This window comes from Streptomyces cacaoi (genome assembly GCF_006539165.1).
In the GTDB taxonomy this organism is placed as follows: Bacteria; Actinomycetota; Actinomycetes; order Streptomycetales; family Streptomycetaceae; genus Streptomyces; species Streptomyces cacaoi.
In genome coordinates this window covers 267,251-284,907 of the sequence record NZ_BJMM01000006.1, presented here as the reverse complement: position 1 = coordinate 284,907, position 17,657 = coordinate 267,251, and the positions used below count along the sequence as shown (strand labels likewise).

The 17,657-nt window shown below is 70.3% G+C and carries 13 protein-coding genes and 1 pseudogene; 10 read left to right on the top strand and 4 right to left on the bottom strand.

The annotated features are described in order from the left end of the window. Window positions 1–321: 321 nt before the first annotated feature. The 5 genes and pseudogenes from SCA03_RS08820 (at window position 322) to SCA03_RS08800 (ending at window position 6,021) form a co-directional block, all read left to right on the top strand. Entirely contained in the window at window positions 322–1,464 is a 1,143-nt protein-coding gene (locus SCA03_RS08820; protein ID WP_086814698.1) for an FAD-dependent oxidoreductase, read from the top strand. A gap of 61 nt (window positions 1,465–1,525) precedes the next feature. Next, window positions 1,526–2,290, top strand: coding sequence for an alpha/beta fold hydrolase (locus tag SCA03_RS08815; protein WP_230988552.1), 765 nt, complete (start codon window positions 1,526–1,528; stop codon window positions 2,288–2,290). A gap of 159 nt (window positions 2,291–2,449) precedes the next feature. Continuing rightward, window positions 2,450–3,019: an NADPH-dependent FMN reductase gene (locus tag SCA03_RS08810; RefSeq protein ID WP_030873819.1), complete on the top strand. Its 570-nt coding sequence runs from the start codon at window positions 2,450–2,452 to the stop codon at window positions 3,017–3,019. Window positions 3,020–3,279: 260 nt separating this feature from the next. Further along, window positions 3,280–4,152: a VOC family protein gene (locus SCA03_RS08805; RefSeq protein ID WP_158102255.1), complete on the top strand. Its 873-nt coding sequence runs from the start codon at window positions 3,280–3,282 to the stop codon at window positions 4,150–4,152. A 398-nt stretch (window positions 4,153–4,550) separates the two neighbouring features. Then, a pseudogene (locus SCA03_RS08800) lies at window positions 4,551–6,021 on the top strand (MDR family MFS transporter). Between the two features lie 140 nt (window positions 6,022–6,161). Here the strand turns inward: SCA03_RS08800 and SCA03_RS08795 are convergent. Next, entirely contained in the window at window positions 6,162–6,722 is a 561-nt protein-coding gene (locus SCA03_RS08795; protein WP_086814700.1) for a 2'-5' RNA ligase family protein, read from the bottom strand. Between the two features lie 448 nt (window positions 6,723–7,170). Here SCA03_RS08795 and SCA03_RS08790 point away from each other — a divergent pair, with 448 nt between their 5' ends. Together SCA03_RS08790 and SCA03_RS08785 are read left to right on the top strand one after the other, a co-directional pair. Continuing rightward, window positions 7,171–8,331, top strand: a complete 1,161-nt coding sequence (locus SCA03_RS08790; protein ID WP_230988551.1) for an oxygenase MpaB family protein — start codon at window positions 7,171–7,173, stop codon at window positions 8,329–8,331. A gap of 536 nt (window positions 8,332–8,867) precedes the next feature. Continuing rightward, window positions 8,868–9,857: an SDR family NAD(P)-dependent oxidoreductase gene (locus tag SCA03_RS08785; RefSeq protein WP_086814701.1), complete on the top strand. Its 990-nt coding sequence runs from the start codon at window positions 8,868–8,870 to the stop codon at window positions 9,855–9,857. Between the two features lie 878 nt (window positions 9,858–10,735). Here SCA03_RS08785 and SCA03_RS08780 read toward each other — a convergent pair. Continuing rightward, window positions 10,736–11,299, bottom strand: coding sequence for a TetR/AcrR family transcriptional regulator (locus SCA03_RS08780; RefSeq protein WP_030873836.1), 564 nt, complete (start codon window positions 11,297–11,299; stop codon window positions 10,736–10,738). A 698-nt stretch (window positions 11,300–11,997) separates the two neighbouring features. On the opposite strand from SCA03_RS08780, the gene SCA03_RS08770 reads away from it, so the two are divergent. From SCA03_RS08770 to SCA03_RS08760, 3 genes are all read left to right on the top strand, one after another. Beyond that, the gene (locus SCA03_RS08770; protein ID WP_086814702.1) at window positions 11,998–13,068 is read left to right on the top strand and encodes an aldo/keto reductase; all 1,071 of its coding nucleotides are present in this window, start codon (window positions 11,998–12,000) and stop codon (window positions 13,066–13,068) included. A gap of 71 nt (window positions 13,069–13,139) precedes the next feature. Then, the gene (locus SCA03_RS08765) at window positions 13,140–13,886 is read left to right on the top strand and encodes an SDR family oxidoreductase (protein WP_030883647.1); all 747 of its coding nucleotides are present in this window, start codon (window positions 13,140–13,142) and stop codon (window positions 13,884–13,886) included. 881 nt (window positions 13,887–14,767) lie between these two features. After that, on the top strand, window positions 14,768–15,673 hold the full coding sequence (locus tag SCA03_RS08760; RefSeq protein ID WP_030883650.1) for a phytanoyl-CoA dioxygenase family protein: 906 nt from the start codon (window positions 14,768–14,770) through the stop codon (window positions 15,671–15,673). A 142-nt stretch (window positions 15,674–15,815) separates the two neighbouring features. Here SCA03_RS08760 and SCA03_RS08755 read toward each other — a convergent pair whose 3' ends face one another. Continuing rightward, window positions 15,816–17,021, bottom strand: a complete 1,206-nt coding sequence (locus tag SCA03_RS08755; RefSeq protein WP_107428948.1) for a GNAT family N-acetyltransferase — start codon at window positions 17,019–17,021, stop codon at window positions 15,816–15,818. Between the two features lie 52 nt (window positions 17,022–17,073). After that, a complete protein-coding gene (locus tag SCA03_RS08750) occupies window positions 17,074–17,628 on the bottom strand; it encodes an AAA family ATPase (protein WP_086814704.1) in 555 nt (184 codons plus the stop codon). Window positions 17,629–17,657: the final 29 nt, after the last annotated feature.

Genomic DNA, 17,657 nt, shown 5'->3' with positions numbered 1-17,657 from the left:
GGTCGCAGGCGGTGCGATGTCGGCCAGGACGGCGTCGACGGCCCAGGCGATGCGGGCGCGCCCGCTGCCGGAACAGCCCGGCACACGGGGCGGCGGCGCGAGGGAATCGGTCCATGGAGGGCCGCTCGTAGACCTCCGGGCATGGCCTGGCGCGGGACGATCAGGTAGCCGACGAACTTGTTCGTTCCGAACATGTTCGTTACGGTGGCATCGTGTCCACCTCCCGCTCGGCCGAGCACGGTGCCCGCCTTCGGGTACGGCGATGCGGCTGCGGCAGCCGTCTCCCGCACACAGACGATCCCCACTTCCCTCGGAGCCCTCATGAGCACCACCCACTTCCCCGTCGCGATCATCGGCGGAGGTCTCGGTGGCCTGACGGCCGCCCGCGTCCTGCACGTCAACGGCATCGAGGCGGCGATCTTCGAACTGGAGACGTCGCCGAGGGCACGCACCCAGGGCGGGATGCTCGACATCCATGCCGCCAACGGGCAGCAGGCACTGCACGCCGCCGGTCTCCACGACGCCTTCCTCAAGATCATTCACGAGGGCGGTCAGAGCATGCGCGTGCTGGGGCCCGACGGCACGGTGCACGTGGCCGAGGAGGACGACGGCTCCGGCGAGCGGCCGGAGGTGGACCGCGGGGACCTGCGCGATCTGCTGCTGAACTCCCTGCCCGACGGCACGGTCCGCTGGGGACGGAAGGTCACCGGCGCCCGGTCACTGGGCGACGGCCGGCACGAGGTGACGTTCGGCGACGGCTCGGTCGTCACGACCGACCTGCTGATCGGCGCCGACGGCGCCTGGTCACGGGTACGGCCGCTGGTCTCGGACGCGAAGCCCGTCTACACCGGCATCTCGTTCGTCGAAACGGACCTGTTCGAGGCCGACGCCCGTCACCCGCGGAGCGCCTCGATCGTCGGCGCCGGCTTCTTCATCTGCCTCGGCGACGAGCGCGGCTTCCTCGCACACCGCGAGACCGACGGCAGCCTGCACGTCTACGCCGCGCTCAAGGCCGACGAGGACTGGCTCGACACCCTCGACTTCACGGACCACGCCGCCGCCAAGGCCGCGGTCCTGGCCCACTTCGAAGGCTGGGACGAGGGCCTGCGCGGACTGGTGGCCGACGCGGACACACTCACCCCGCGCCGCATCCACGCCCTGCCGGTCGGACACCGCTGGGACCGTGCACCGGGAGTGACCCTGCTGGGCGACGCCGCCCACGTCATGTCCCCGTTCGCGGGCGAGGGAGCCAATCTGGCCATGCTCGACGGTGCCGAACTCGCCCAGGCCGTCGCCGCCCACCCCGGGGACACCGAAGCCGCCCTCGCCGCCTACGAACGGGCCCTCTTCCCGCGAAGCGCGGAATCCGCCGCCGACTCCGCCGAGAACCTGGAGACCATGTTCGGTCCGCGCGGCCTGGAGCAGATGGTCGAGTTCTTCACCACCGGCCCGGCGAGCCAGTGACCCCGACACGTCACCACCAGCCGTCTTTCACCGGCCACGTCCGCCGGACAGGAGGAAATCTGTGAACGCGCTGCACCATCGCACCATCTCGATACGCCCCGGCCTGGACCTCGACGTGCGTGTGGGCGGGGAGGGCCGGCCCCTTCTCCTTCTGCACGGCGGCCCCGGTCCCGCCAGCGTCGCGGCACTCGGCGAGCATCTGGCATCACACCATCGGGTGGTGGCGCCCACCCACCCGGGCTGGGAGGGGACCGAACGGCCGGACGAGCTGGACTCGGTCCCGGCCCTCGCCGCCGTCTACCTGGAACTGCTGGACCACCTGGAGCTGAGCCAGGTGACAGTGGTCGGCACATCCTTCGGCGGCTGGGTCGCCACCCGGATCGCCCTGGACGACCGCGCGGACCGGCTCTCCCGGCTCGTCCTCATCGACGCCATCGGCCCGGCGGTGCCCGGCCAGCAGGTCACCGTGCCCACGGCGCCACCGGCTACGGGCCCGTCCTCCTCCCCCGCCAACCGTGCCTCGGAGGAAGGCGGTCCGGGCGCACGGACGATGGCTACGATGCGCGCCTACACCGGCCCCGACCTACAGGATCCGGACCTGCTGCCCCGCCTCGGTGCGGTCGCTCTCCCGGTGCTGGTGCTCTGGGGCGGCGACGACACGGTCGTCACCCCCGACTTCGGCCGCGCCTACGCAGCCGCGTTCCCGCACTCACGGTTCGAACTCGTTCCCGGCGCCGGCCATCTGCCCCTGCGCGAAGAGCCCGAGGCGGTCTTCACCCACCTCGACACCTTCCTCGCTCCCCAGCGCCGGACCGCGGGCCCCTGACTCCATCCGCTCCATCCCCTGCGCCGGTACCGGCATGCCTTTCGGGTGAGGCGCGCGGCTACGCCGAAGCCACCGCGCGCGGCACCCCGGCGAAGCTCGGGGCAGGCGCAGCCCGCGGACGGCCCGGCACCACCCTGACGTTCGCCAACCGGAGACACGATGCCCAAAATCGCCATCATCCTCGGCAGCACCCGCACCGCTCGGGCCGGCGCACGCGTCGCACAGTGGGTCCTTGAGCAGGCGCAGCAGCGCGGCGACGCCGACTACGAACTGATCGACCTGGCCGAGGTCGACCTCCCGCAGATCGACGAACCGTTCCCGCCCGCCATGGGCCGCTACACCCACGCCCACACCCGGCAATGGGCCGCGACCATCGCCGCCTACGACGGCTACGTGATCGTCACCCCCGAGTACAACCACTCCTTCCCCGGCGTCCTGAAGAACGCCCTCGACCGTGTCCACGCCGAGTGGCACAACAAGGCCGCCGGCCTGGTCTCCTACGGTGCGGGCGGCGGCGTGCGCGCCGCTGAGGCCCTGCGCCCCGTGCTCAGCGCCTTGCAGCTCGCCGACGTCTCCGCGCAGGTCACCTTGAACCTGCGCACCGACTTCGCCGACTTCGGCGCCTCCTTCACGCCGGGAGATCACCAGGGCCCCGCGCTGGCGGCGATGCTCGACCAGCTCCTGTCCTGGAGCAACGCCCTCGCCGCCACGCGCGCCGGCACGTCCTGAGCCCCTCCCTGACCTCTTCCGGGGACTCCCCCCATGCGCCCGGCCCCGGCTCACCGCACCGTTCGCACGAGGCCGGCCGGTCTCGTAGACGCCGCGCAGCAACGCCCTCCCATGGGCGACTGACCTCGTCGTGCGCGCGCCGAGACCGGGACCACTGTCCACGACGCGGCACCCTGCCCACGTTTCAGGGCGCCGCACCCACCCGCGGCCCGCTCACCAGGTTCATGCACAGCGGGCCGCACCCAGCGGAAAGGCCGAACATGACCGGCTATCGGATGGACCGGACACTCACCCTCGGCGCCGTCGAGCTGACGGTGGCCGATCTGGAGCGCAGCCTGCACTACTACACGCACATCGCCGGCTTCCAGCTCCTGCACCGCGAAGCACAGCGCGCCCAACTGGGCGTGGAATCCACGGTGTTGGTCGATCTGCGGGAGGTGCCGGGGGCCGTTGCGCCGCCGCCGTCGAGCCCGGGGCTCAGCCACCTCGCCCCGCAGGTGCCCACCCGCGCGGACGTGGCCCGCTTCACCCGACGGCACCTGGACGCGGGCCTCGACGTCGATCTCCACGACCACGTCGTGTCGCAGTCCTGCTATGCGACCGATCCCGACGGCCACACGATCGAGGCGACGTGGGTCTGCCCCCGGGACGACTGGCAGTGGACCGATGAGGGACTACCGGTCGTCGTCGCAACACCCATCGAGCTACAGGACCTTCTCGACGAGCCCGGAGCGAGCACGCCTGCGGGGCTCCCGTCGGCGACAAAGCTGGGCCACGTCCAACTCAAGGTGACCGACACCGCCCTGACGCACACCAAGCGGTTCTACCGCGACGTGCTCGGCCTGGAGATCTACGCCCGGCTGGGAGAGAAGTTCCTCGGCTTCGGCGTGGCCGACTACCGCAGCCTGCTCGTCGTCACCAACCGGTTCAGCCCGCAAGGAGGCACACCCGCGGGGCCCGAGACCGCCCGGCTCCTCGGCGTCGGCGTCCGGCTGGGCACCGCGGAGGCGATCGAGGCACTGGCCGCCCACCTCGCCGAGGCCGACCACCCGCACCAGCGCGAGGGCGACAGCCTGACGGTGCAGGACCCCTCCGGGAACACACTCCGCTTCTTCGCGCGCGAGGCCCGGTAGCCGACTCGGTGCGGACTGCCGTCGCGGTGCCGCCAGGAGTCGGCGGCGCCGCGACACCACCACCGTCGACCACGACGCGGACACCGCGACGGCACCACAGCCGGCAGGGCACAGACCCCTCCCCGCGGGAGCCCCGGTACCGCACTCCCCCGTCGCAGCACTCCCGGCACTCACGGCGTTCGTTGCGCAGGTGACCCCTGACGAATGCGGGGTGATCGGTGACCGGGTGGCGAACTGTTCGTTCCGAACGCGTGCGTTCAGGGGGTGGCTTCCGCCTTATCAAGGCCCTGAGAAAGGGGTGCTCCACCGTGACATCCCCCTCCCGCCCGACCGGTCCCACGGCACCGGCCGACGCCGTCGAACTGCCCAAGAACATCCGGTGGGTCCTGCTCGGCCTCATGCTGGCCCTGCTGCTGTCGATGCTCGACAGCTTCATCGTCGGTACCGCGATGCCGGCCGTCGTCGCGGACCTCGGCGGGCTGGACCACATGTCGTGGGTGGTCACCGGCTACACCCTGGCCACCGCCTGCTCCACCCCGGTATGGGGCAAGCTCGGCGACCTGTTCCACCGCAAGACGATGTTCCTCGCCTCGGTCGTGCTCTTCCTCGCGGCCTCGGTGCTCTGCGGCATGGCTCCCTCGATGGACACGCTGATCGTCTCCCGCGTGCTCCAGGGCCTGGGCGCGGGTGGCATCGGTGCCGGAGCGTTCGCTCTGATCGGTGTCCTGTTGCCACCGCGGGAGCGCGGCAGGTACCAGGGCATGGTCGCCGGCGTCATGGCTCTCGGGCAGCTGGGCGGGCCCCTGGTCGGCGGCTTCGTCACCGGTCACCTGGGCTGGCGCTGGGCCTTCTACATCAACGTGCCCCTCGGCGTGATCTGCATCGCCTGGTGCTGGATCATGCTGCGCGTGCCCGCCGCTCGTCGTCAGGGGAAGGCGAGCTTGGACTGGTGGGGCATCGCCTTTCTCACCGGTGCGATCTCCGCCTGCGTCATGGCCGCCACCTGGGCGGGCAGCACCTACCCCTGGGGCTCGTGGCAGATCATCGGCCTGGCCGTCCTGGCCCTCGCGCTGCTGGCCGCCTTCATCGCCGCCGAGCGCCGCGCGAGGGAGCCGCTGATGCCGCTGCGCATCTACAGCGGCCACCGCAACTTCCCGCTCTCGGCGGTCCTGTTGACCGTCACCGGTATCGCCTCGTTCGGCGCCACCCTCTATCTGCCGCTGTACCAGCAGGTCGTCCAGGGCGCCTCCGCGTCCCACTCCGGGCCTGCTCCTGCTGCCGATGATGATCGCCACCCTGATCACATCCAACATCGCGGGCAAGGTCATGACGGCCACCGGCCGCTACAAGACCTTCCCGGTCATCGGCGGAGTCTGCCTCACCGTCGGCATGGGGCTGCTGTCGACCATGGGCACCGACACCTCCCGGATCGCGACCTCGGCCTCCATGGCGATCGTCGGAGCCGGCACCGGTCTGACCATGCAGATGGCCAACACCATGGCTCAGAACGCCGTCGCACTGCGGGACATCGGCTCCGCCTCGGCCGCCACGAACCTCTTCCGCAACCTTGGCGGCTCCCTCGGCATCGCCGTCTTCGCCTCCCTGTTCACCGGCGCCGTCTCCGGTGGGACTGCCCAATCCCCCGGCGCAGCCTCCCACTCCGGCCACGCCACCGAACACCTGACCGCAGCCGCCCACCAGGCGTACGTCCACGACGTCGCTCACGCCACCCACTTGATCTTCCTGACAGGCGCCTGCATCGCGCTGACCGCCTTGCCGGCCGCGGCCTTCATCGAGGAAGTTCCGCTGCGCGGTAGGCCCGGAAGCGACCCGGCCACGCCTCGGCCCAAGAAGGTTGCAGCCTCGTAGCCCGAGTTCACCCTCCTAGCCCGAGCCCCCGACCGCACACTGCCCCGCACACTGCGTACTTCACCGGCACCGTCTGGAACTGGAGCTGGAACGCGAGCGCGTCGACCTCGGTCTGCGGCACGCAGCCCATCGGACAGGCTCTAGGAGAAGTCCCTCGTCACAAGGACCCGGTGGTGTGCTTCCTCGCTTTCCTGCCGTAGGTCCAGGCTCCGGGCCGGGCCTCCCTGCCTCGGGATGTCCAGGGTGTTCATCGAGGCGGCAGGCACGTTGCGGCGTGCGACGCCGAGCGTGACGTGGGGCCAGTAGTCGTCCTCCGCGCCGCCCAGGTTCCGGGTCAGGTCGGAGTAGATGCCGAGGAGTTCGGGCACGGGTTCGATGCCCAGCCGGATCTGCTCGCCCTTTTGGATGGTGGCCTCGTCGTAGTGGTAGTCGGGGTCGCTCTTCAGGGCCCAACTGCCGTGCCGCACCTGGCCGGTGAAGCGGATGAGCGGCGCGGTCCACGTCTTTCCGCTGAGGAACGCGGCGGCGTCGGCCAGTTTCTCCGCGTCGAGCCGGCCGAGGAAGGCCAGCGTGAGATGGATGGCGTCGCGGTGCTGCGGCTCCATCTCGTCCCTGCCCTGCTGCATCGTGATCATGCTGTCCACGAGCTGGGTGGGGATCTCCAGGCTGGTGAAGACCGTGATCGTCTGTTCCTCTGCCATGGGGCCGTTCCTTCCGGAGGCTCGGTTCGTCGGCGGGTCCCGGGCTCGCGACGGTATTCCCCGGGCCTGTTGCACCCGGCCTCCGGACAGCCTGCACCAGCCGAACCGACGAGGACGGTGCCGCATGTTGACGCCAACGACCGCTCAACGGCGTGCGGTTCACGGTTTCCTCTGACACGGCTCTCGCCTCAGCACCATGCAGCGTGTCGCGACGACGAATGGTGGGCATTGCCGCCCTCTCGTCCCGGTTTCGGCAGGTGACCTTGTTGCACTGCACCGCATGCCGCGTGCTCCCGTACGCCCCCGACCGGGCGCATGGGGCCCGTTACCGTGGGACACGGATCGCAGTCGGTGATCTTGGACACCCTCGCCTGCCGCCCGTCCACTGCGGCCGCGATGGCGGGTGCCCTTGGCCACCCTTCCGGCGCCGAAGAACGGAGACACATCCATGGCACTGACAGAGCAGAACGTCGAAGCCGAGATGGAGGCCGCGAACCAGGTCGGCGACCCGCCCGCCGACGCGCTGGTGTCCGATCTGATCGACAACAGGGAGGTGGACGGGGTCAACGGCCTCTTCCGCACGATCGGAACCCTGAAGCACGGTCAGGACCTGTCGCAACTTCCCACCAGGCTCGCGGAGTTCCTCCAGGAGGCTGCCGCCGAGCCGCCCGGCTGGAGCGAGGCGGACGTCAAGGCGGCGGAGGGGTTCTTCGACAACCACCACGGCGTGGCGTCCATGCTCCAGGGCACGGTCGGCCTCATCGGCACATACCTGTCCCCCACCGGCGCCTTCACCCTGCGCTCCACCGGCCGCCTCGGCGGAGTGGAGGGGCCGGGCCGGCGACTGTCCCAGTCCTCCCGCCTGTTCATCGGCATGGGCGACCGCGGCGCCCTGCGCGACGGCAGCCTGGCCGCGACGGTGACCAAGGTGCGTCTGGTCCACTCCTCTGTCCGCCAGTTGCACAAGAAGAGCGGCGAGTGGGACTACGAGAAGTGGGGCGAGCCGGTCTCGCAGAAGTACACCGCCGGCGCCATCGGCGTCTTCAGCGTCCAGGTCCTGGAGGCGATGAAGAACCTCGGCGTACACGTCTCCGACGAGGACCGCCAAGGCTTCATGTGCGCCTGGCACTACGTCAACCACTACCTCGGCACGCCGGAGAGGTGGCTGATGCCCAAGGATGTGGACCTCGTCGACCGGATGTGGCGGATCGAGCGGGAGAAGGAGTGGAAGGAGACCGACGACGGCAAGTTCATGACCGAGCAGGCCCTGAAGTTCTACGAGCGGGAGATGGTGCCTCCGCCGGCCTACGCCCCGTTCGTCGCGATGGTCCGTCGCGCGCTCGGTGACAAGTACGCCGACATGGCCGGCATCCCGAGCAACGCCGCGCTCGACACGGGTGCCGCGCTCGCGTCGGCGGGACACGGCCTCGCCGGCAACACCTTCGGCGGCCTCTTCGGCGAAGCCGCCAAGGAGGCCACCGGCACCAATCCGTACGACGCGATCCTGGGCCAGGCGTCGAAGGCGTTCAACAGCGTGCAGGAGTACGCCCTCACGCACGACAAGGACGATCAGCCCCAGATGCACCAGGAACTCCACGACAACCGCTGACCGTCAGCAGTCGGCCGATGTCGGCGCGGTGCCGCTGAGCGGCACGGGAGCAGCCGGGGCCCCGTGGTCCGCGAGGGACCGCGGGGCCCCGGCATGTCTCCACCGACGACCCCACGCCCCGCGCCGGAACCTGCCCTTCGCTGCCCCATGGACCGGTGTCGATGAGCGTGCGAGCCGCTTCCGGTGCACTGCCTGGATGAGCAGCCAGCCGAGCGGAGGTCGGTGCCGACGGCCGGTCGGTCCGGAGGCGACGAGCCCGCCGTCTTCGCCGTCGACCCCGGAGGTGTGACCGCCCACGGTGAAGCGCTCGGGGCGCTCAGGCCCTCAACGGCGCCTCGGCGGAACGGACCCTCTTGCCGACCGGAACGGTGCTCCGTATATTAATCGGAACAGCGTTCCGATTGCGGTGCGGGGGCGGCTCCGGCCGGACACCCGCAGCTCCGCGGTGTGCGCGCGTGCCCCCGCTCGCCCGGCCTTCCGTCGCGCTCCCCGCGCCCAGGAAGACGCGTGTGCCCCATCACGAGAGGAAAGCCCTCATGCCGCACAAGCAGCACCCCATCGGGTCAGGTTTCTCCGCCGCGTCGACGGCCGACGACGTCCTCGCCGGTACCGATCTGACCGGTACGAACGTCATCATCACGGCGGGCCACTCCGGTATCGGCCGCGAGGCCACGCGCGCGCTGGTCAAGGCCGGCGCCTCCGTCACCGTGGGCGCGCGCCGTCCGGAACGCGCCCGCCAGGCGCTGGCCGGGTTCGACGGTGTCGACGTGGACCGGCTCGACCTGCTCGATCCGGCCTCCATCGACGCCTTCGCCGACCGCCGGCTCGCCTCCCGGCGCCCGCTCCACGTCCTGATCAACTCCGCCGTCCGGCCGACCCCCGGCAGCCTCGAACGCGATGCCCGCGGCTACGAAGTGCAGTTCGCCACCAGCCATTTGGGGCACTTCCAGCTGACGCTCGGTCTGCTGCCCGCGCTCCGCGCAGCCCACGGCGCCCGCGTGGTCAACGTGTCCTCCGGTGCCCAGCGACTCGGCGGCATCCGGTGGGACGACCCGCACTTCGAGAACGGTTACGACCCCCTCGCCGCCTACGCGCAGTCCAAGGTCGCCAACGTTCTCTTCGCCGTCGAGCTGGACCGCCGCTGGGCCGAGGACGGGATCCGTGGTTACGCCGTCCACCCGGGCGTGGTGGTCGGCACGGGTCTGAACAACGCGGTGGACGAAGGGAGTCTGCGGGAGATGGGGCTCGTCGACGCGTCCGGGCAGCCCGTCATCGACCCCGAGGTGGGCAAGAAGACGCCGCAACAGGGCGCCGGCACCCTGGTGTTCGCGGCGGCCAGCCCTCTGCTGGCCGGAATCGGCGGCGTCTACCTCAAGGACAACGACATCTCGCGCCTCGACGACGAGCCCCGCCCCCTCACCGCGGACAGCATCCCGTCCGAGATCGCCTCGCACTCCATCGATCCGCACTCCGCACGCAGACTGTGGGAGCTGAGCGAGCAGCTGCTCACCGCTTCCGCGTCTTGAGGTAGCCGACGCGCGCCTCGACGGCCGGGCTCTGGGGCTGTCGGCGGCCGAGGCCGGCGGTGAGGCCGTCTGGGCGGCCCAGAACGAAGTCGAGACGGCGCACTCGGGGCCGATGGCCGAGGCCGCGCCGGAGGTGCCGCAGGCGTCCGTGCGGGAAACTGCGCCAGGTCGGTACGGAACAGCGTCGGTGCGCGTGGCGAACGCCCGCAGGACCGGGGCCCGTTCGGAGCCGGACAGCAGCCTCGGCGGTCAGAGCGCGTGTCCCTGGACGCCGCACCTCCTGGGGTGCCGCGCGCTCCATCGAGCACAACGCGCGCAGGCCTTCCCGGGGGCGGCGGCCCCAGTGCAGCGGTCCCGGGCGACGTTCAGTCCGAGCCGAGCGACACGTTCCAGCGGCATCCCACGTGGGTCGATGCGTCCTGCGGCTGCCACTGCCCTAGCCGGAGCGCTGAGCACCTGATGCACCGACACCTCGTGCAGGGCCACGGACGGCACGACCCGGATGAAGGCTCTGCCCACTTCGGTGGTCGTGCTGCTGGTGTCCGAGGCGTGCAACGTCAACCCGGCCCCGGTGGTCGACCCCGGCTACGAGGCCCGGACCCGGGCCCGGTTCGTGCACGTCGACCAGCACCCGCCGGAAGCGCTCACGCCTCCGAGTCAACCACTGGCGGCTTCTGGGTCCACCTCGGTGAGCCCCCTTGAGGGGCGACGGCAGGAGCACCTGACGAGCCGTTCGGGCGCTGTCGCGAGGCGGAGGACGAGCCGAACGTGGGCAACCATCCGACGACCCTCACCAAGGTCCGGGGCGCACGACCGCCGATGGCGCAGCCACGCCTTCCGGCATGGGCCGGCGCCTCGCCGAGGCGCAGGCGTATCGCTCAGCGGGGCCTGAGTCCGTCGACGACGATGTCCAGCATGCGGGTCAGCTGGGGGCGCTGCTCGGGGGCGCCGGCCACGGAGAACAAACCGGCGAGGATGCCGCCCACCTCGACCGGGTCGATGTCGCTGCGCAGTTCACCTGCTGTGGCGCCGGCCTCGAGCAGCGTCGTCAGGACCTGCTGGACCTCGTCGCAGACCGGTCCGGTGCCGAAGCGGCCGGAAGCGCTCATGGCGACCAGGGCCTCGCAGATGCCGCGTCGTTCACCGGCCCAGTCGGCGAACCGGAGCATCCATGCGTGGAGGGCCTGCGCGGGTGGCTCGGTAGCCAGCAAGGTGCGGGCATCTTCGCGCAAGGGCCGGATCTGGTCCCGGTAGACCTCTTCGACCAGGTCCTCTCGGGTGGGGAAGTGCCGGTACAGGGTGGCGTTCCCCACTCCCGCGCGTTTGGCGATCGCGTCCAGCGAGATCGCGCGTCCGGACGCGAAGGCTTCGGCGGCTGTGGCGATCAACTGTTCGCGGTTGCGCTGCGCGTCGGCGCGCAGGGTGCTGCGTGGAGGCGTCATGACCTTCGCGATCGTGAGTGGCGGATGGGGCTCGGGAACGATTCGGGGATCTCCCCGGTTCAGTGTACGGTGAGGCAACCGGGGAGGTCCCCGATTACGGGTGGGTCGCACCCCTCGCTTCAGCGACGAAAGGTTTGCCATGTCTACAGCTCTCATCACCAGGGGAAAGACCGAGGTCAGCGGAGCGACGGCCGAGCCGCCGCACGCCCGCGACCACCAGGCCACGGTCGCCGGACAGAACACCTCATGAACGACGGCGGCCCGGTCGTGCCGACCGCCGGCCTCGGCTCCCGTCGCAGCAGCCCCGGCGCCACGGTGGGGGCGGCGGCACGCGGTGCGCCGCCGGCAGTGCTGCCCTCGCTCGCGCTCGAACCTGCCCCGCGCGGGGTCCGCGTCACGCCGTGACCCCGGGCCCACCGCCACCCCGCTGCTCAGCAAGCGGCGGGTCCCGGAGAGCGGCCGGGACGCCATGCGCTCGAAGACCCTCCTCGAGCGCGTCGGATCCAGCCAGGAGATCGCGGAAGCAGTCGCCCCACCTCGCCGCGGACGCCGCCGGCTGCGTCACCGGCCAGGGCATCACCGCGGGCGGCGGCTACGGGCTCGGCGCCTGCAACCCGGGCGAGCCGACCACCGATCCGGCCTCTCGAACGCCACGAAAACTCCCGAACACCACGAACCGCACCTCACAGGAGAACACGATGACGCTCACCCTCGACACCTATCGGCTGCTGGGCCGTTCCGGACTCCGGGTCTCACCGCTGGCGCTGGGCACGGCGACCTTCGGCACCGAGTGGGGCTGGGGCGCCGACCGCGACGAGGCGCGCAAGCTCTTCGACCGCTACACCGAGCTCGGCGGCAACTTCTTCGACACCGCCAGCACCTACACCAACGGCAGCTCCGAGCGACTGCTCGGCGAATTCGCCCGCGCCGACCGCGACAAGATGGTGCTGGCGACGAAGTACTCGACGCTGCGCCGGCCCGGTGACCCGAATTCCGGGGGTACCCACCGCAAGAGCATGCTGGCGTCGGTGGAAGCCAGTCTGCGGCAGTTGAACACCGACTACATCGACCTGCTCTACGTGAACGTATGGGACTTCAGGACGCCGGTGGAGGAGATCCTGCGGGGCCTGGACGACCTGGTGCGGCAGGGCAAGGTGCTGTACGTGGCGATCTCCAGCGCCCCGGCCTGGCAGGTGTCGCGCATGCAGGCGATCGCCGACCTGCGCGGCTGGTCGCCACTGATCGCGCTGGAGACCGAGTACAGCCTGGTCGCGCGCACCGCGGAGCGTGACCTGATCCCGATGGCACGCGAGATGGGACTCGGCGTGGTCCCCTTCTCCCCGTTGGGCGGCGGGGTGCTCACCGGCAAGTACAGCCGGGAGGACCAGAACCAGACGGGTTCCGTCGCCGGCGAGACCGCCAGCAACCGCAAGAGCCTCAACGTCGCCCTGGGTTGGATCACCGACCGCAACCTTGCCATTGCGGATGCGGTGAAGGAGGTGGCCTCGGAGCTGGGCTGCACACCCGCCCAGGTCGCACTGGCCTGGACCCTGAACGCTCCGGGCGTGACGGCGCCCATCATCGGCGCCCGCACCAGCGCACAACTGGAGGACAACCTGGGTGCCTTGCAGGTCGACCTCACTCCTGCCCAGCTGGCCCGCCTCGACGAGGTCAGCGCCATCGACCTCGGCAATCCGCACGACCTGCTCGCCAGCGATCACATCCGCACGGTCACCACAGGCGACATGAGGATCGAAACCCTCAGCTGATTCGCTCCATGAACGGCGACATCCAGATATATCGACATGTTTCTGATGATGGAACGGAGCAAACCCGGTACATGGGTAAGTACAGCGACAAGAATGTGGTGATCACGGGTGGCAGCAGCGGCATGGGGCTCGCGCTGGCGGAGCTGCTGGCGCAAGACGGAGCCCGCGTGGTGATCACCGGCCGTTCTCAGGCCAAGCTCGACGCGGCACGCGAGCGGCTCGGTGAGAATGCCGTGCCCGTCCGGGCGGATGTGGCCTCACTGCCCGACCTGGATATGCTCGCCGGCCGGATGAAGAGCGAGCTCGGCTCGATCGAGGCCCTGTTCGTCAACGCCGGCGTCTCATCCCTCACGCCCCTCGGGTCGACGACCGAGGACATGTACGACGAGCTGTTCGCGATCAACGTCAAGGGCGCCTTCTTCACTGTGCAGAAGCTCGCCCCGCTGCTGAGCGCGAACGCCGGCGTCGTCCTCACCACCTCGATCGCGAACGTCATCGGCATGGTGGACACCAGCGTCTATGCGGCCGGCAAGGCAGCGCTGCGCTCGATGGCCCGCTCCTTCTCCCGCGAGCTGCTTCCGCGGGGAATACGCGTCAACGCGATCAGTCCGGGTCCCATCGACTCGGGGGTTCTGGAAACGATGAACCTGTCCGAAGAGGCTGCCGACCAGTTCAGGGCGGAGCGGACCGCGAGCAACCCCATGAAGCGCTACGGCACCGTCGAAGAGTTCGCCAAGGCAGCCGCATTCCTCGCCTTCGATGCCACGTACACCACCGGCATCGAGCTGGCCGTGGACGGCGGCGAAACCCAGCTCTGAGCTCGTCCGCCGTCCCGCCACGGGCGTGAGGCCCCTACCACGGGGTTTCAGGGGGCGCTGAGACGTGGCCGTGTCGATCAGGCGGCGAGCAGTTCACGCAGGCGCTCGGCCGGGGTTCCCCAGCCGAGCGTTTTGCGTGGGCGGCCATCGAATTCTGCGGCGACGGCGGCACACAGGGGCGATTGCGCGCCCTGACGGGATTCTCGCGGGGTGTCCTCATGACGCAGCATCAGTTTGCCCTCACCCCCTGCACTGCGACGCGCCTCCTCCGGATACCTCACGAGAGACCTCGACGACAGCTTCCGTGAAACCGCTGGACACTGGACCGCGAAGTTGCGGGCGGGCGCCTGTGAGCGCCTTCGAGCGGGGGGTGACATCCCTTGGGCAGTACAAGGCCCGCACCGGTCTGTGGGGCCGATCAGCCGGTCGCATGTCGGGACCGTGGTGAGCGACGAGCAGGAACACGCGGTGAAGTCCGAGGTGTTGGGCGATGAGGCTCAAGAAGTCGACCACCCGCGGTGGAGTGGACCGTGCGGCCACCGGTTCACGAACCTCGCCTTGAGCGGTCTTCAGTCATCGTCCGGATCGCGTCGGTCCGCGCGTGCTCGGCCAGGACCGGCTGCGGCAGCTCGTCAAGAGCAGGGCGCGGGCGATGCGGCTCACGGTCCGCCGCGTTGTCGGCGCGCCCGTGGGGGTGCTCCGGCCGGCCCCGGTACGGCCTCGCCCGCGCGGCTGTCGGGAATGCGTCGGCGGTTCACAGCGTGCTGCGCGCCGCTCGGAAGAATATGGAAAGGGGCCCTGGCGTCAGGGAATCCGATCGACTAACGTGCATTCGAGACTGCTGCCCCGACACGCGGTTTTACGGCAGGAAGAGGCACGTGATGAACGGCTATTCAGGACTGCGCCAGGAAGAGCTCGATCTGCTGCCCTCCGCGGAGGATGTGCGCACCTATTCCGAGCGCGGCTGGTATCTGTCGGAGAAATTGCTCACCGACGCGGAGGCGGACGCCCTCACGGCCGCCAGTGAGCGCTACTACGCAGGTCAGCGCGATCGCAAGTTGCCCGTGGAGCCGGAGAAATGGGCCGACTGGAAGCCGGGCGACGGTGAGATCCAGCGTAACAACGACTATGTCCACTACCAGGACGACACCATCGCCGAGATATTGCGCAAACCGATCATCGGCGCCGTCGCCGCCCGGCTCGCACAGGCGGAGGCGATCAGGATTTTCCAGGCCACTTTGATTTACAAACCCCCGGTGGCCGAGGAGCGGTCGAACATTGTCGCCTGGCATTTCGACAAGTATTTCTGGCCCACGTGCACCTCGGAAAACATGCTGACGGCTTTCATTCCGTTCCACGACTGCACCGAGGAGGCCGGGACGATCACGATGGTCAGCGGCAGCCACCGCTGGGCCCGGCGGCACGGTGCGGACCGCGGAAGCGGCGCCCCGGAGGACGTGGCGCGCGAGTACCTGCTGAACGGTGACGCCCAGCGGAACGGGGTGACGGATCTGGAGAAGGTTCCGGTCCACATCCCGAAGGGCCACATGACCTTCCACCACTGCCTGCTCTACCACGGCAGCGGCAAGAACCGCAGCGCCGAGCCGCGTCGGGCCATCTCGCTGCATCTACAGGACGAGACGAACCGGTACCAGCCGCACCACCTGTCCGACGGGCGCCAGCAGCCGTACAAGCACGATGTGCTGGTGCGCCGGACCGCCGACGGCACACCGGACTACACCGATCCGGACTTCCTGCCCCAGGTGTGGCCGGTCGCGGCGGACTGACGGGCGCGCCCCGTGAGGACGGCCGGGTGCCCGGCGGCGCCGCGCGGTCCCGCCCCTCGGGGGCGTGGGTCCGCGGCGCCGTGGGGCCCGGCTGTCGTACGCCGGGACCGCGCGCCGCGCTTCCCTCCCGTACGGCCGTCCGTCAGTCCAGTTGCCAGGCGGCGGCGTCGATACCGCCGACCACGAACCCGCTGTGCTCCTCGGCGAAGGCCGTGATCTCCCGGCGGTTGCGTGCGCTGACCGCCTTGGCGTCGGCGTCCAGTGGCCGGTCCACGCCCACCAGGACCGTGTAGAGCGGGGTGGGCTGTGCGCCGCGCACCATCTTGGCCTCGAAGGTGCCCAGGCCGAGGTGGATCTCGCGGGTGCTGCGTCCTTCGCCCTCGGCGATGGAGTGGTAGAAGACGAGGTTGAAGTAGTCGGCGATGTTGGGGCGCGAGTAGTCGAAGCCGGCCACGCGCCCGTAGAGCATGTCGCGTTGGCGGTAGCGCAGGGCGAAGCCGACGTTCGTGCCGTCCGACTCCTGTGCCATCAGCAGCGTGCTGGAGTCCCCGAGGTGGCGGCCCTGGCGGTCGTAGACGGTGGCGACGCGTTCCTCGTCGAAGGCGGTGTGCCCGTGCTTCTGCATCAACGCGCTGTTCATCGGGGCCATTTCCTTGACCACGTCGGGCAGCTTGTAGTCGCGTACGACGCGGCCGGCCTCGCGGAACCGGCGCAGTTCGCGGCGGGCGCGGGGGCGGCGGCCGGAGGGCAGCCATGCGGCGTACTCGTCGAAGTTCTCCCACAGTCCGATCGGCAGTGAGGTCTCCACGTTGTGGAACAGCAGGACGGCGCCGTCACCGGCGTGGGCCCTGGCGACCTCCTCCGCTTCCTCGCGCGGCATGAAGTAGTAGGCGAGGACGCTCGCGCCCGCGTCCCCGGCCCGGCGCAGGGCCTGTGCGGTGAGCGCCTCGACGGCGGACCTGCGCTGCTCGGCGGTGACTCCGGGGCGGCCGGGCAGCTGTCCGCGGAACTCGGACCAGCCCGCGCCGATGGCCAGCGGACTGGCCGCGAGGTGGGTGTGACGTTCCTGCGGGATCAGGCCGTCGAGCAGGTCCGCGGGGGTGTAGATGACGTGCGGGGGGCGGAGGAAGGAGTAGACCTCCAGGCCGGCGACGGCTTCGCCGGCGCCGCCGGGCGCGGAGGCGTCCTCGTCGTAGGCCAGCAGATGGTGGGCCTGCGCGCCCTCGGGCAGCTCCTCCTCGCGCACGCCGAGGAAGCCGCTGCTGGAGTAGATGGTGGCGCCGACGGTCAGGGCGTCCCACTCGTGGGCGGGCAGTTCGGCCAGTGATCCGTATCCGGTGATGCGCATGGGTAACTCCTGTGCTGAATAAAAGAGTTCGGGACTCGGGGAACGCGGCCGGTCAGCGGCCGTCCCTGCCGATCCGCGACGATACATCTCTGCTGCGGGTGTGGATGATCACGGTCTTCGAGCCCGCCAGCCGGTCGAACAGCTTCTGGTCGGCGCGGCGTTGTGCGTTCCGGGTGCGCAGCGCGTACCAGAGGATCGAGCGCGGGCCGATGACGGTCCACAGCGTCTCGCGCTCGCCTCCCCACAGGACTTCGCGGCGTATCCAGCGGCGCAGGGTGCGCCGCAGCAGCCGGGGCCAGGCCACGACGAGGGGCGGGTCGACCCAGACGACGCAGTCGGCGCGGTCGGCGAAGGCCGCCACCGCGGCGGGGTACTGGCCGTCGACGACCCACCGGTCACGGTCGAGTTCGGCGGCGGTCAGGGCGAGGAACTCCTCCTCGGGCCGCGGTCTTCCCTGGGGGCCGCCCCAGAAGAGCGCGTCCAGCTGGACCCAGTGGGCACCGGTGTGTGCGCACAGCGCGGCGGCCAGTGTGGACTTGCCGCACCCCGGGGCGCCGACGATCCACACGCGGTCCGCCGTCTCCAGGGCTTCTTTCAGGCCGGGCACGGACTCCTCGCTTCCGGGTGTGGGGTGGA